Source organism: Bradyrhizobium sp. 179 (assembly GCF_023073535.1).
GTDB lineage: Bacteria > Pseudomonadota > Alphaproteobacteria > Rhizobiales > Xanthobacteraceae > Bradyrhizobium.
Genome location: NZ_JADPJR010000034.1, coordinates 48,807 through 62,422 on the forward strand (window position 1 = coordinate 48,807; position 13,616 = coordinate 62,422).

Consider the following 13,616-nt stretch of genomic DNA (forward strand, 5'->3'; position numbering starts at 1 on the left):
GCGCGCGCAGATCCGGGACGACAGCGTCTATGCGGAGAGATGCGGCACCGCATCGAACCTGGACACCACGATATCCCGCTTGGTCTCGTCGACCCGCACGGTCATGTCGAAGCGGCCGTCGTGCAGCTCCTTGGACAGCACCTCGGAATTGCGATGCAGCCAGGAGATGCCGGCGCCGTCGGCGGCGTCGATGGAGAGATCCAGGGTGGTGCGTTTGGCCGCGAGCCGTTCCTCGATCGCGGCGAGCAGTGCTTCCACCCCTTCGCCCGACACGGCCGAGACCAGCATCGCCGGATGGTCTTCCGGCCTGCGTGCGGCGATGTTCAAAAGCTCTTCGCGCTGTTCGGCATCGTAACGGTCGATCTTGTTCCAGACTTCGATGATGCGGCCGGAATCATCAGGGTTGATGCCGAGCTGGCGCAGCACCGCGTCGACGTCGCTCTGCTGCGCTTCGGCATCCTCATGCGAGATGTCGCGGACATGCAGGATGACGTCGGCCTCCAGCACCTCCTCCAGCGTAGCGCGGAAGGCGGCGACGAGCTGTGTCGGCAGATTGGAAATGAAGCCGACCGTGTCGGACAGCATCGCCTTGCCGCCGTGCGGCAGGTTCAGCGCCCGCAGGGTCGGATCGAGCGTCGCGAACAGCATGTCGGCGGCCTGCACGTCGGCGCGCGTCAGGCGGTTGAACAGCGTCGACTTGCCGGCATTGGTGTAGCCGACCAGCGCGACGACGCGATACGGCACGCGCTGGCGCCCGGCCCGGTGCAGGCGGCGCGTCGCCTGCACCTTCTTCAGTTCGCCCTCCAGCTTGGAGATGCGCTCCTGAATCAGGCGGCGGTCGGCTTCGATCTGCGTCTCGCCCGGACCGCCCATGAATCCGAAACCGCCGCGCTGGCGTTCGAGATGGGTCCATGAGCGCACCAGGCGCGAGCGCTGATAGTTGAGATGCGCGAGCTCGACCTGGAGCGAGCCTTCCCTGGTCTTGGCACGGCGGCCGAAGATTTCCAGAATGAGCCCGGTGCGGTCGAGCACCTTGGCGTGCAGCTCCTTCTCGAGATTGCGCTGCTGGATCGGCGCCAGCGCGCAATCCATCACCACGAGCTCGACATCGAGGCTTTTGATCAGCCCCGCGATCTCCTCGACCTTGCCCTTGCCGATATAGGTCGCCGGCCTGATCTGGCTGATCGGCGCGATAATGGCGTCGGCAATGACGAGATCGATCGCGCGCGCGAGGCCCGCGGCTTCATCGAGCCGGGCCTCGGCGTTACGCAGGACTTGATTAGACAAGCCATGGTTTTCCGATTGCACGTCGGCACTGCCCGCGCGCATACGCAAGTAGGGGCCGATGACAAGCACCCGCCCCGTCTGCTTAGCCCCTGCCGGCCGCGGACGGTCGGCATCCCCGTCGAAATTCCGGGGTTCCAATCAGATCACTCTCAAGCCGGCTGATCCTCGCCGCCTTCGAACAACTGGATCGGCGCACCCGGCATGATGGTCGATATCGCATGCTTGTAGACAAGCTGCGAGTGACCGTCGCGCCGAAGCAGCAGACAGAAATTGTCGAACCAGGTCACGATGCCCTGGAGCTTCACTCCGTTGACCAGAAAGATCGTCAGTGGCGTCTTGGTTTTGCGAACGTGATTAAGGAAGGTGTCCTGCAGGTTTTGTGCGCGGTCTGCCGCCATTGTTTTTATCTCGCTTTGAGTTTCTTTTTATTGCGCCGGTTGCGGCCCTCTTTTGAAATTCGGAGCCTCTCCCGGTTGCCGTGCCTCATGAGATCCCCCTCGGAAGGAACAGCTGTGCAATTAGAGGACAGGTGGGCCTATTAGGCAAGCCGCTTCACGCGGCAGCCCCAGCCGTATTGCCCCGAAAAACTACGGAAATCGATGATTTTCCTCGCTTATCTTTGATCTCTGACCGCCACCTGGCCGCGCTAGCCGACACCAAGCGCCTTCAGCTTCCGGTGTAGCGCTGAACGTTCCATGCCAACAAACTCGGCCGTGCGAGAAATATTTCCCGAGAAACGGCTGATCTGTGCAATCAAATAGTCGCGCTCGAACACTTCGCGCGCCTCGCGCAGCGGCAGCCCCATGATGTGCTCGCCATTGTTGCTGGTCGGCATCGCCGGGACCATGGAGCCGACGTCCTGCGGCAACATGTCGGCCGTAATGATGACCTCGGGCCCGCCCGCAGCCAGAATCATGACTCTCTCAACATTGTTGCGGAGCTGGCGCACATTGCCCGGCCAGACGTGCGATTGCAGCACCGCCATCGCATCCTGCCCGATCTGACGCTTCGGCAGGCCGCTGCCGGCCGAGATCTGCTCCATGAAGTAGTCGATCAATTCCGGAATGTCCTCGCGCCGCTCCGACAGCGCGGGCACGCGGATCGGCACCACCGAGAGCCGATGATAGAGGTCCTCGCGGAAATGACCGGCCGCGATCTCCTCTTCGAGATTGCGCGCGGTGGAGGAGATGATGCGGACGTCGACCTGCACCTTTGCGGTGCCGCCGACGCGCTGGAACGACTGCTCGACCAGCACGCGCAGAATCTTGTTCTGGGTCTCGCGCGGCATGTCCGCAATCTCGTCGATGAACAGCGTGCCGCCATGGGCTTCCTCGAGCGCACCGGCCTTGCGCGGCTGTTCGCCGTTGGGCTGCTCGACGCCGAACAGCTCATGCTCCATCCGCTCGGGCGTGATGGCGGCTGCGTTGATGACGACGAAGGGTCCGTCGGCGCGGCCCGAGGCCATGTGCAGCGTGCGCGCCGTCAGCTCCTTGCCGGCGCCGGCGGGGCCGACGATCAGGATACGGCTGTTGGCCTTGGCCGCGCGCTCGATGGTCTGGCGCAGCTGGTTCATGCTCGGCGAGCGGCCGACGAGCTGGCTGGCGCTCGGCGCGAGCTGCTTCAGCTCCTTGACCTCGCGCTTGAGGCGCGAGTTCTCCAGCGCGCGGGTCGCGACCAGGATCAGCCGGTCGGCCTTGAACGGTTTCTCGATGAAGTCATAGGCGCCGCGCTTGATCGCGGCGACCGCGGTCTCGATGTTGCCGTGGCCGGAGATCATCACGACCGGCAGGTCGGCGTTGTCCTTCTTGACCTGCTCCAGGAGCTGCAAGCCGTCCAGCTTGGAGCCCTGGAGCCAGATGTCGAGGAACACCAGATGCGGTCTGCGGTTGGCGATCTCGGCGAGGGCCGTATCGCTGTCGCGCGCAGTCCTTGTGACGAACCCCTCGTCTTCGAGTATGCCGGCAACGAGATCCCGAATATCGGCCTCATCATCGACAATCAGAATTTCACTTGCCATGGGTCGCGCCTGCCTTGTCAGCTACCTGTTGAGGCTTCGATTTTCGTTGAATCATTGGTCTTTTCAGTCGGCTCTTTGGTTCCGGCGGCCGGCCCGTTTGTTTCCGGGTCCTTGATGGATCCCGTAACGGCGTCCTTGTTGTCCGACTTGGTTGCTTCCTTGGCCGCGGCCGCCGGCTCGGCTGTCTCGGACTTCGCGGGTTGCCCGGAGATCGCAAAGCGCAACCGCATCCAGGCGCCGCGCTGGCCTTCGCGGAAGTCGGAAGCGTCCTTCAGCTCGATGCGTCCGCCGTGGTCTTCCAGCACGCGGCCGACGATCGCCAGCCCCAGGCCGGTGCCCTTGGCACGCGTCGTGACGTAGGGCTCGAGCAACCGCGAGCGCGCGACCTTGGGCAGGCCGATGCCGTTGTCGATGACGTCGATCAGCACGTCCTCGCCCTCGCGCGACACCACGACGTCGATGCGGCCCTTTCCGTTTTCCTTGCCGAGCTCCTCCGGCGGGACCTGCTCGATCGCCTCGGTTGCGTTCTTGACGATGTTGGTGACCGCCTGGGAGATCAGCCGCCGGTCGAACTGGGCGCGCAGCGGATCCTCTTTGAACTCGGCCTCGATGTCGATCTCGGGATGGGCGACCTTCATCAGGAATACCGCCTGCCGCACTGTGTCGGCGACGTCCTCGCCTTCCATCACCGGCTTCGGCATCCGCGCGAAGCGGGAGAACTCGTCGACCATGCGCCTGATGTCGTCGACCTGGCGCACGATGGTGTCGGTGCACTGGTCGAAGACCTGCTTGTCCTTGTCCTCGGTGATGGTCTTGCCGAACTTGCGCCGGATGCGCTCGGCCGAGAGCTGGATCGGCGTCAGCGGGTTCTTGATCTCGTGGGCAATGCGGCGCGCCACGTCGCCCCAGGCCGAGGTGCGCTGCGCCGACACGAGCTCGGTGATATCGTCGAGCGTGATGATGTAGCTGTCGCGCGGCTGGCTGGTCTTCTCGGCGCTGACGCGGACCGAGAGATTGCGCTCGGTGCCGTCGCGGGTGATCGTGATCTGGCCCTGCACCAGGCGCTGGGTCCCTTCCCGTGCCGCCTTCATCATTTCGTCAAGCTCGGGCAGCACGTCGGAGAGCGGGTGGCCGAGCGTCTCCGCTTCGGAGTGCCCGATCAGCTTCTCGGCGGAACGGTTGAGGATGCCGACGCTGCCGGAGGTGTCGACGCCGATGATGCCGGCGCTTGCCGATGACAGCACGGCCTCGATGAAGCGGCGGCGGCTGTCGATGAGGTCGCTGGCGTTGACGAGCTCGTCGCGCTGGCTGCGCAATTCCTGCGTCATCTTGTTGAAGGTCTCACCGAGCTGGGCAAGGTCGCCTTCCGACTGGTGCACGGGCACCTGGACATGCAGATCGCCGGTCGAGACCGTGTGGGCCGCATTCATCAGCCGCCGGATTGGCGAGACCAGCGAGTTGGCGAAGTTGAGTCCGATCAGCACCGAGGCCATCAGGATGGTCAGCGCGATCACCGCAAACATCAGCGCAAACGCGACCTGGATACCGAGCCGTCGCGACTCGATCTGAGCGTATTCGGCGACGCTGACCTCGGTTTGCTTGAGCTGGTTCACGACGTTCGGATCGAGTGGCCGGGCGACGTAAAGGAACGTGTCGCTGAAGGCGCGCAGGCGGATCACCGCGGCGACGAAGCTCGCGTCCGGCAGCACCGCGATCTCGGGCTCGGACTCGTTGACGTTGCTGAGAAAGTCGGGCGCCGGCGGCGAATAGGCGAGCCGCATGCCGGTGTCGGCGGATTCCAGAATGTTGGTGTTCTTGTCGATGATCATCGCGCCCGGCAAATTGCGGGAGCCGGCGCTGGCGGTCAGCATCTCGCGGAACGAGCGGCGGTCCTGGTCGTAGAGCGGCCGGGCGTGCGCGATGTCGTTGGCCATGCCGAGAATGTCGCCGCGGATCAGCTGCGCATGGTCCTGCATGTAGGCCCGCGCGATCGTCAGCGAATTCTGGATCACCTCCTTGGTCGGCCCCGAGAACAGCCGGTCGAGGCCGCGCTCGATGGTGACGTTGGCGACCACGGCGACCAGCACCGCCGGCAGCACCGCCACGATCGAGAACAGGCTGACGATCTGGACATGGAGGCGCGCTGCCGCCCTGCCCCGCCGTCGCGCCAGGATCAGTTGCCAGAGTTCCCGGACGATGATCCCGACCAGGAGCAGGATCGTGGCCGCGTTGATCAGATAAAACGAGCGGACCACCTCCGGCGTCGGCTCGATCTTGGTGAGGCCGGTCAGAACCAGGAAGGTCAGGAGGGCCGAGAGCAGCGCCAGGGCCACGGCGAAGGGTGCCAGCCAGCGCCGCAGCGACCAGCGCTTGGGCTCTTCGGCTGGGGCCGTGTCAAAGGATGCGGCCGAGGTATCTGCGCTGGTCATTCCGGCAATGGGTTGCTGAAAACGGGTCCGCGGGCGGGCGGATACTGATGTATTCGTACCACATTGTTGCCGAATTGCGACAATTCCGCGGCGTCTCCGCCGCGACGACGGCACATCCACAAGCAGATTCCGGTTGGACGGGAACGGATTCCCGCCGTCCCGGCTTGACGGGGATGGATAGATTTTTTCTCGCGACGATGGTCTCGGCCGTGCTTCTGCTGATCGTGGCCGCCGACCTCCTGGTTAACGGGCTCGGCCTTCAGCAGCCGCTGGTGAATGTCGCCAGCGTGATGCCGGCATCCAGCCGACTTGTCAGGTAGATGATGCAGCGCCTTGCGGCAGAATGACCAATTTGTGGGTGCGAGCGGAACATTTCAGTCCGATACGGACTTCTGCCCACCGCGTCAGCCACAACGGCCAGCGCGATCCGGACAGGCTCAGCTCTGCCTTGGTAGGGGGAGCTGAGCCACCGTCCGTCCAGAACGACTATGCCCCGCTGCGGTAGACCTGGATGTCCAGATCCCGGATCTTCTTGCGGAGCGTGTTGCGGTTGAGGCCGAGCAGGTCTGCGGCGCGGATCTGATTGCCGCGGGTGGCCGCGAGCGCGGCCGTGAGCAGCGGCACCTCGATCTCCTTCAGGATGCGGTGATAGAGACCCGGCGGCGGCACGCCGTTCGGGAAGCCCTGGAAGTGCGAGGAGAGATAGGCCTCCACCGCGCCGCCCAGATTGTCGACGCCCTGCTGGACCGCCGCACCAGGGCTGACCGAAGGCGGCGCGAGCTCGCCGTCGATGACCGAGGCCGTGATCACGTCCTGCGGATAGAGCGCGGCCAGGCGCCGGGCGAGGTTTTCGAGCTCGCGCACATTGCCCGGCCAGCGGTGCTGCTTCATCCGCTCCAGCGCCAGCGCGTCGAGCTTCTTCGGCGGCAATCCGTCCTTCTCGGCCAGCGTGAAGAAGTGCCGCACCAGATCCGGCAGGTCCTCGATACGCTCGCGAAGCGGCGGCAGCCGCAGCGGCACGACGTTGAGGCGGAAGAACAGGTCTTCGCGGAACAGGCCCTGCTGGATCAGGACGCGCAGATCCTTGTTGGAAGCCGCGACGATCCGCACGTCGGTCTTGATCGGGGTGCGGCCGCCGACGGTGGTGTATTCGCCTTGCTGGAGCACGCGCAATAGGCGGGTCTGCGCCTCCATGGGCATGTCGCCGATTTCGTCGAGGAACAGCGTGCCGCCCTCGGCCTGCTCGAACCGGCCCGAGGCGCGGGTGTTGGCGCCGGTGAAGGCGCCGCGCTCATGGCCGAACAGCTCGGATTCGATGAGGTCGCGCGGGATCGCCGCCATGTTGACGGCGACGAAGGGGCCGTTGCGCCGCTTGCCGTAATCGTGCAGCGCGCGTGCCACCAACTCCTTGCCGGTGCCGGACTCGCCCGTGATCATCACGGTGAGGTCGGTCTGCATCAGACGCGCCAGCACGCGATAGATCTCCTGCATCGCCGGCGAGCGGCCGACCAGCGGGATCGCTTCCATCTCGGCGTCATCGTCCGGCGTCGAGACCCGCTCCTTCGGCTCGGCGAGCGCGCGGCCGACGATGGCGATCAGCTCCTTCAAATCGAAGGGCTTTGGCAGATATTCATAGGCGCCGCGCTCGGAGGCGCGGATCGCCGTCATGAACGTGTTCTGTGCGCTCATGACGATGACGGGCAGATTCGGCCGCATCTTCTTGATCCGCGGCAAGAGGTCGAAAGCGTTCTCGTCAGGCATCACCACGTCGGTGATGACGAGATCGCCCTCTCCCTGGCTGACCCAGCGCCATAAGGTTGCGGCATTGCCGGTGAGCCGCACTTCGTAGCCGGCGCGGGACAGTGCCTGATTGAGAACGGTGCGGATGGCGGTATCGTCATCAGCTACGAGAATGCTACCTGCGGGCATCGTTAATCCTCATTTTGCCCCCTGTGATGCAGGCGACGGCTTCCCGGCAGAGTCGGCGCGACTGCTTTGATCGGCATGTTTCGCCGATGTGGAATACATCGGCATCAGCACGCGGAAGGTCGTCTTGCGCGGCTGAGATTCGCATTCGATGATGCCCCCGTGATCGCCGACGATCTTTGCAACCAGCGCGAGGCCCAGCCCCGAGCCGGTCTGCTTGGTGGTCACGAAGGGGTCGAACAGGTTGGGCAGAAGGTCGTCTGGCACGCCTGGTCCGTTATCTCTCACGCAGAATTCGAGCGGCAGGGATACCCGGGATTTTTGACCGGGGACTGACAGGCGCACGCCGGGGCGGAAGGCGGTGGTGAGCTGGATCTCGGCGTCGGGCGCGTCGATCAGGGCTTCGGCGGCGTTCTTGACGAGATTGAGGAACACCTGGACCAGCTGGTCCTGGTTCGCCAGCACCGGCGGCAGCGAGGGATCGTAATCCTCGATGAAGCGGATGTTGCGGGCAAAGCCGGACTGCGCCAGTCGCTTCACGTGATCGAGCACAGAGTGAATGTTGACGGGACCGCGCACCACGGGGCGCTCGTCGCCGAACACCTCCATGCGGTCGACCAGCGTCACAATGCGGTCGGCCTCGTCGCAGATCAGGCGCGTCAGCATGCGGTCCTCGGACGAGGCCTGCTGCTCCAGCAATTGCGCCGCGCCGCGGATTCCCGAGAGCGGATTCTTGATCTCGTGCGCCAGCATCGCCGCGAGCGCGATCACCGAGCGCGCGGCGCTGCGATGGGTGAGCTGGCGGTCCATCTTGTCGGCGATGCTGCGCTCCTGGAGCATCACCACGATGTGGCCGGGCCGCTCGGTGAGCGGAGCCACATGCAGGTCGACCTGGCGGTCGCCGCCCATGCGCGGTGTGCCCAGATCAACCTTGTATTCGTTGACCGGCGAGTTCGACGAGCGCACCTGGTCGATCAGTGCCAGCAGCGGGCTGCCGAACGGCACCAGCTCCTTGAGCGATTGCCGCTTCAGGAACTGCGTCGAGATTTCGAAGAAGGCTTCGGTCGCGATGTTGGCGGCGACGATCTTGCCGTCCGGCCCGATCATCAGCACGGGATTGGGCAGCGCATCCAGGATCGCATCGCTGTCGGACGCCCGGCGATGTTCGGCGGCTGAGCTCATGCAGCGGCTCTCCATGCGAAGTCGTCGAAGGCGTCTTGCAGCGATTGGTGAACGCGGCGCGGATCCTCCGAGGTGAGTATCTTCTGGCGCCACGATTTCAGCGTCTCGGCCGGCGCGCCGCTGACCTGCGCCGCGACGTCGAGCGCCCAGCCCAGATGCTTGCGCGCATGCCTGAGGCCAATGCGCAAGCCGTATAGTGCGCAAACACCTTCATAGAGCGTGCGGACATAATGCAGCTGCATCGCGAGCGCCGGCGTTGCTTCCTCTGCGCCGCCCTTCAGGCGGCGGCCGATCTGGCCGGGCAGCCAGGGCTGGCCCTGCGCGCCGCGGCCGATCATCACGGCATCGGCGCCGGAGGCCTCTAACGCCGCGAGCGCCTTCTCGTAGGACGTAATGTCGCCATTGACGACGAGCGGAATGGAGATGGCCTCGCGCACGGCGCGGATCGCATCCCAATCGGCCTCGCCCTTGTAGAACTGGCAGCGGGTGCGGCCATGCACGGTGACAAGCTTGATGCCTGATGCTTCCGCGCGCCGCGCCAACTCCGGCGCGTTGCGGCTGCGGTCGTCCCAGCCGAGCCGCATCTTCAGTGTCACCGGCACCTTCACCGCGGCGATCGTCGCTTCGATCAGGCTGACGGCATGGTCGACGTCGCGCATCAGGGCCGAGCCGGACTGGCCGCCGGTGACGTGGCGGGCCGGACAGCCCATGTTGATATCGATGATGTCGGCACCTTCGGCCTCAGCGATCCGGGCGCCTTCGGCCATCCAATGCGGCTCGCAGCCGGCGAGCTGGACCACATGCGGACCGATTCCCGTAGCTTCGCAACGCAACCGGGACATCCGATGACCGCTGGCAAGTTCATCGCTGGCTGTCATTTCCGACACGACGAGACCCGCCCCAAGCTCCGCGGCCAGCCGCCGAACGGGCGAGTCAGTCACCCCCGACATCGGCGCCAGGAAGACCGGAGTGGCGACATCAATATCGCCTATTTTCAACGGCTTAGAGCCGGATATTGCCGAGCCGGTCACATGGGTCTCATCGACTGGACAGGGCCTCATCGCGCCTGCCATGATCTATCTTGCGCACAATTCTTGTGCAGTCAAGCGTCATGCCTACAGTTTAGACAGTTCTGCAAATCTTTCAAGTGCAGTGCAGCAAAATGCTGTTGCCCACAAGCGTGGAAACCGCTTTTTTTGCGGGCCTGCCGTGCTAGAGGCATGCCACCAAATCACCCCACTCCCCGACTCGTCATCACCAACTGAGTATTTGAGTCCTATGGCGAAATCACAACGCACCGCGGCCGTCCTCGTCGCAGCCGGACGCGGCTTGCGCGCCGGTGCCGGCGGGCCGAAGCAATATCGCGAGATCGGCGGTGTGCCCGTGATCCGTCGCGCCATGGAAGCCTTCAGCCGCCACCCCGAGGTGTTTGCGGTGCAGCCGGTGGTGAATCCCGACGACACCGCCATGTTCACGGCAGCGGTCGCAGGCCTCAAGCACGAGCCGCCGGCCGACGGCGGCGCCACCCGCCAGGCCTCGGTGCTCGCCGGCCTCGAAGCGCTCGCACGGCACAAACCCGATATCGTCTTGATCCATGACGCCGCTCGCCCCTTCGTCTCGGAAGGCGTGATCTCCCGTGCGATCGAGGCGGCGAGCCGCACCGGCGCAGCGATCCCCGCCATTGAGGTCACCGACACGATCAAGCTCACCGGCGAGAACGGCCATGTCGAGGGCACGCCGGACCGCGCGCGGCTGCGAATCGCGCAGACGCCGCAATCCTTTCTTTTCGACGTCATCCTCGAGGCGCATCGTCGCGCGGCAAAGCAAGGACGCTCGGATTTCACCGACGATGCCGCCATTGCCGAATGGGCAGGATTGACGGTTGCAACCTTTGAAGGCGATGTTGCCAATATGAAGCTCACCACTCCCGAGGATTTCGTGCGCGAGGAAGCACGCCTGGCCGCCCAGCTCGGCGATATCAGGACCGGCACGGGCTATGACGTGCACGCCTTCGGCGACGGCGACCACGTCATGATCTGCGGCGTGCGCGTCCCTCACACCAAGGGGTTTCTGGCCCATTCCGACGGCGATGTCGGCCTGCATGCGCTGGTCGACGCCATTCTCGGTGCGCTCGCCGACGGTGACATCGGCTCGCACTTCCCGCCGAGCGACGCGAAGTGGAAGGGTGCTTCCTCCGACCAGTTCCTGAAATATGCCATCGAGCGCGTCGCGGTACGTGGCGGCCGCGTCGCCAATCTCGAGGTGACGCTGATCTGCGAACGGCCGAAGATCGGTCCCTTGCGCGACATCATGCGCGCGCGCATCGCCGAGATCTCCGGCGTCGAGATCTCCCGCGTCGCGGTGAAGGCGACGACCAGCGAGCGGCTCGGCTTCACCGGCCGCGAGGAAGGCATCGCGGCCACCGCGAGCGCCACCATCCGCCTGCCCTGGAGCCTGTAGGACCATGGGCGGCAGCGACGCACGCGCCCTCTCCCGCTCGCTGCTCGATTTGTGCCGGATGCGCAAACTGACGATCGCGACGGCCGAGTCCTGCACCGGCGGCCTCGTCGCCGGCGCGCTGACCGACATCCCCGGCTCCTCCGACGTGATCGACCGCGGCTTCGTCACCTATTCCAACGACGCCAAGCGCGCGATGCTCGGGGTCGAGGCGAGCACGCTCGCCAATTTCGGCGCGGTCAGCAAGGAGACCGCAACCGCCATGGCGATCGGCGCCCTGGAGCGCGCCGATGTCGATCTCGCGGTCGCCATCACCGGAATTGCCGGCCCCGGCGGCGCCACGCCCGGCAAGCCGGTCGGCCTCGTGCACTTCGCGGCGGCGGCGCGCGACGGCCGCATCATCCATCGCGAGCACCGCTTCGGCGCAATCGGCCGCAGCGCCGTGCGCGCGCGCTCCGTGGTCGAGGCGCTGCGCATGCTGATGGACCTCGCCCGCGGCCCGCAAGCCCAGGTCAAGCCGCGCCCCGCAGCCGCAAGCCGTCTGCGTCCCCGCGTGACCCGCTCGCCACGCCGACACGCGGTGAAGCGCAGGCCGCCGCGCTCGCCGCGGGGCTGAGGCGCTCTCAGGCCGCCGACAGCACCGCGCTCGCACGATCGAGCACGCGCTGCCTAACCGCATCGGCATCTGATGGATTGACCTTCGCGCTCACCGTCAATTCGACGACGGGTGCTGCGGGATCGGCAGCGATCACCTTTGACACATTGACCGAGGGCGCGGTTCTGTCGTCGATGCGGGGATCGTCGCGCAGCTCCTTCAGGATCTGGTCGGCCAACGCATTGGCCGCGCCTGCCCTGACCGGAAACGCCACCTTGACTTCGCCCGTACCTGGATAGGCGCTGTGGTTGATGATGGCCGCGCCCCACACCTGCCCGTTCGGCAACAGGATCTGCGTGTTGTCGAGCGCGACCAGCTCGGTCATGAACAGCGACAACGACTTTACCTTCCCGGCCTTGCCGGCGACCTCGACGTCGTCGCCGATGTGAAAGGGACGAAACAGCAGCAGCATCACGCCGGCGGCGAGGTTGGAGAGCGTGCCTTGAAGCGCAAGGCCGATGGCGAGTGACGTCGCGCCCAGCACGGCAACGAGGCTCGCGGTCTGGATGCCGAAGAGCTGCAGCACGGCGATGCCGACCACCGCGAGCACGGCATAGCGAGCCACACTGGCGACAAACAAGGTGACCAGCGGATCGACGCGGTGCGTGACACTCAAGACGCGCGTGACGAAACGCTGCATTGCGCCGGACAGATACCAGCCGACTGCGAACAGCAGGATCGCGTAAATCGCGTTCAAGCCATACAGGACGAGCGATGCTTCCAACGTATCGAAATTGATGGTCATGGCAGCTCCAACCCGGACGAATCCGTTGAGAACTCGCGGCGGCGCGAAATGATCCCGGCGGATGTCGATGGGAACGCCAACCCGCTCGCCCGGATTGCGCTGCTCTCCATCTGGGCTACAACCCTTTGTGCTGCCCGACGGCAAAACACGCAGCCGCGGGGTCAATCCGCACGCGACAAAATATTCGCCTTTACAGAAATTCTGTTTAAGCGCATTGTTCGGCCACCTCATCCCAGTCAGAGGGGCGTATCGCGATCGTCACGAAACGCGGGATGGGCCGTGGTGGGCGCTGGCAGCACCGGCGCGAAGGGCATCGCAGGGCGGGCAACCGTGAGCGATCGCCGCGCGCAAACGACCGATGCTATCAGCGTACGGCAAAACCGTGTCGTCCTGACGCCCGGGGCCTGTGCGTCAAGTCTTGCGGTGATGCGTTTTCGTCCAACCGGGCGCGCGCATCAGCGATCCGCAAGGCGACGGGGGCAATAGTGCATCGCTCCCCGGGGAGAACTCGGCATAAGCCGTCAAACCACTGCGCAGGGAAGGCCGGTTGTTTGGCTTCACCTGTATGCCGCTGTGCAGCTCTTCGTAGCGCAACTTCCGCACAGTGGACCGCGGGTGCCCAGCCGGCATCCGGTCTTCCCTGCGCCCTCTGACTTCAAGAGGGTGTCTCGACGAAGCAAAGCTCGGGCGAGAGAAAGCCGCGAGGACGCGCAGGTGTGTCCGCGATTGAGATGCCAATTGGAAAAGCTGACCTGGATGCTCACCCTCAGTCATTTCCCAGCGGCTTGTCCGCCGAAGCTCGGAGAGCGAAGGCGGAAGCGAAGATTCCATGGGGGTGGATAGCGACCAAGTCTGAGGCCAGACTGAGGTTGCATCCATTCAACCTGGAGACGACGATGTTGCTCGATCATCCTATCG

12 protein-coding genes are annotated in these 13,616 nt (G+C 65.0%); 4 read left to right on the forward strand and 8 right to left on the reverse strand.

The features are described 5' to 3' along the window. Window positions 1-27: 27 nt before the first annotated feature. From hflX to IVB12_RS08580, 4 genes are all read right to left on the reverse strand, one after another. On the reverse strand, window positions 28-1,425 hold the full coding sequence (gene hflX, locus IVB12_RS08565) for a GTPase HflX (RefSeq protein ID WP_247297671.1): 1,398 nt from the start codon (window positions 1,423-1,425) through the stop codon (window positions 28-30). Between the two features lie 11 nt (window positions 1,426-1,436). After that, entirely contained in the window at window positions 1,437-1,685 is a 249-nt protein-coding gene (gene hfq, locus IVB12_RS08570) for an RNA chaperone Hfq (RefSeq protein WP_007591126.1), read from the reverse strand. 248 nt (window positions 1,686-1,933) lie between these two features. Next, window positions 1,934-3,304 (reverse strand): sigma-54 dependent transcriptional regulator, encoded by a 1,371-nt coding sequence (locus IVB12_RS08575; RefSeq protein WP_247297674.1) that lies wholly within the window; start codon window positions 3,302-3,304, stop codon window positions 1,934-1,936. Window positions 3,305-3,321: 17 nt separating this feature from the next. Next, window positions 3,322-5,733, reverse strand: a complete 2,412-nt coding sequence (locus IVB12_RS08580; RefSeq protein ID WP_247297676.1) for a PAS domain-containing sensor histidine kinase — start codon at window positions 5,731-5,733, stop codon at window positions 3,322-3,324. A 173-nt stretch (window positions 5,734-5,906) separates the two neighbouring features. Here IVB12_RS08580 and IVB12_RS08585 point away from each other — a divergent pair, with 173 nt between their 5' ends. Continuing rightward, window positions 5,907-6,053 carry a hypothetical protein gene (locus tag IVB12_RS08585; RefSeq protein ID WP_247281085.1) on the forward strand — a complete coding sequence of 49 codons (147 nt, stop codon included), beginning with the start codon at window positions 5,907-5,909 and terminating at the stop codon, window positions 6,051-6,053. Between the two features lie 166 nt (window positions 6,054-6,219). Here the strand turns inward: IVB12_RS08585 and ntrC are convergent, their stop codons facing one another. The 3 genes from ntrC to dusB are packed head-to-tail and all read right to left on the reverse strand — an operon-like array spanning window position 6,220 to window position 9,839. Continuing rightward, window positions 6,220-7,662: a nitrogen regulation protein NR(I) gene (ntrC, locus tag IVB12_RS08590; protein WP_247281084.1), complete on the reverse strand. Its 1,443-nt coding sequence runs from the start codon at window positions 7,660-7,662 to the stop codon at window positions 6,220-6,222. 9 nt (window positions 7,663-7,671) lie between these two features. Continuing rightward, window positions 7,672-8,841 carry a nitrogen regulation protein NR(II) gene (locus IVB12_RS08595; protein WP_247297678.1) on the reverse strand — a complete coding sequence of 390 codons (1,170 nt, stop codon included), beginning with the start codon at window positions 8,839-8,841 and terminating at the stop codon, window positions 7,672-7,674. Further along, window positions 8,838-9,839 (reverse strand): tRNA dihydrouridine synthase DusB, encoded by a 1,002-nt coding sequence (gene dusB / locus IVB12_RS08600; RefSeq protein ID WP_247297692.1) that lies wholly within the window; start codon window positions 9,837-9,839, stop codon window positions 8,838-8,840. The genes IVB12_RS08595 and dusB overlap by 4 nt, the downstream gene beginning before the upstream one ends. 280 nt (window positions 9,840-10,119) lie before the next feature. On the opposite strand from dusB, the gene IVB12_RS08605 reads away from it, so the two are divergent. Both IVB12_RS08605 and IVB12_RS08610 read left to right on the forward strand, forming a co-directional pair. Continuing rightward, window positions 10,120-11,301 (forward strand): bifunctional 2-C-methyl-D-erythritol 4-phosphate cytidylyltransferase/2-C-methyl-D-erythritol 2,4-cyclodiphosphate synthase, encoded by a 1,182-nt coding sequence (locus IVB12_RS08605; protein WP_247297680.1) that lies wholly within the window; start codon window positions 10,120-10,122, stop codon window positions 11,299-11,301. Between the two features lie 4 nt (window positions 11,302-11,305). Continuing rightward, entirely contained in the window at window positions 11,306-11,914 is a 609-nt protein-coding gene (locus tag IVB12_RS08610; protein ID WP_247297682.1) for a CinA family protein, read from the forward strand. A 7-nt stretch (window positions 11,915-11,921) separates the two neighbouring features. Here the strand turns inward: IVB12_RS08610 and IVB12_RS08615 are convergent, their stop codons facing one another. Beyond that, window positions 11,922-12,698, reverse strand: coding sequence for a mechanosensitive ion channel domain-containing protein (locus tag IVB12_RS08615; protein WP_247297684.1), 777 nt, complete (start codon window positions 12,696-12,698; stop codon window positions 11,922-11,924). 716 nt (window positions 12,699-13,414) lie between these two features. Here IVB12_RS08615 and IVB12_RS08620 point away from each other — a divergent pair. Beyond that, window positions 13,415-13,616: hypothetical protein (locus IVB12_RS08620; RefSeq protein WP_247297686.1), on the forward strand; the 202-nt coding region annotated here is incomplete at its 3' end.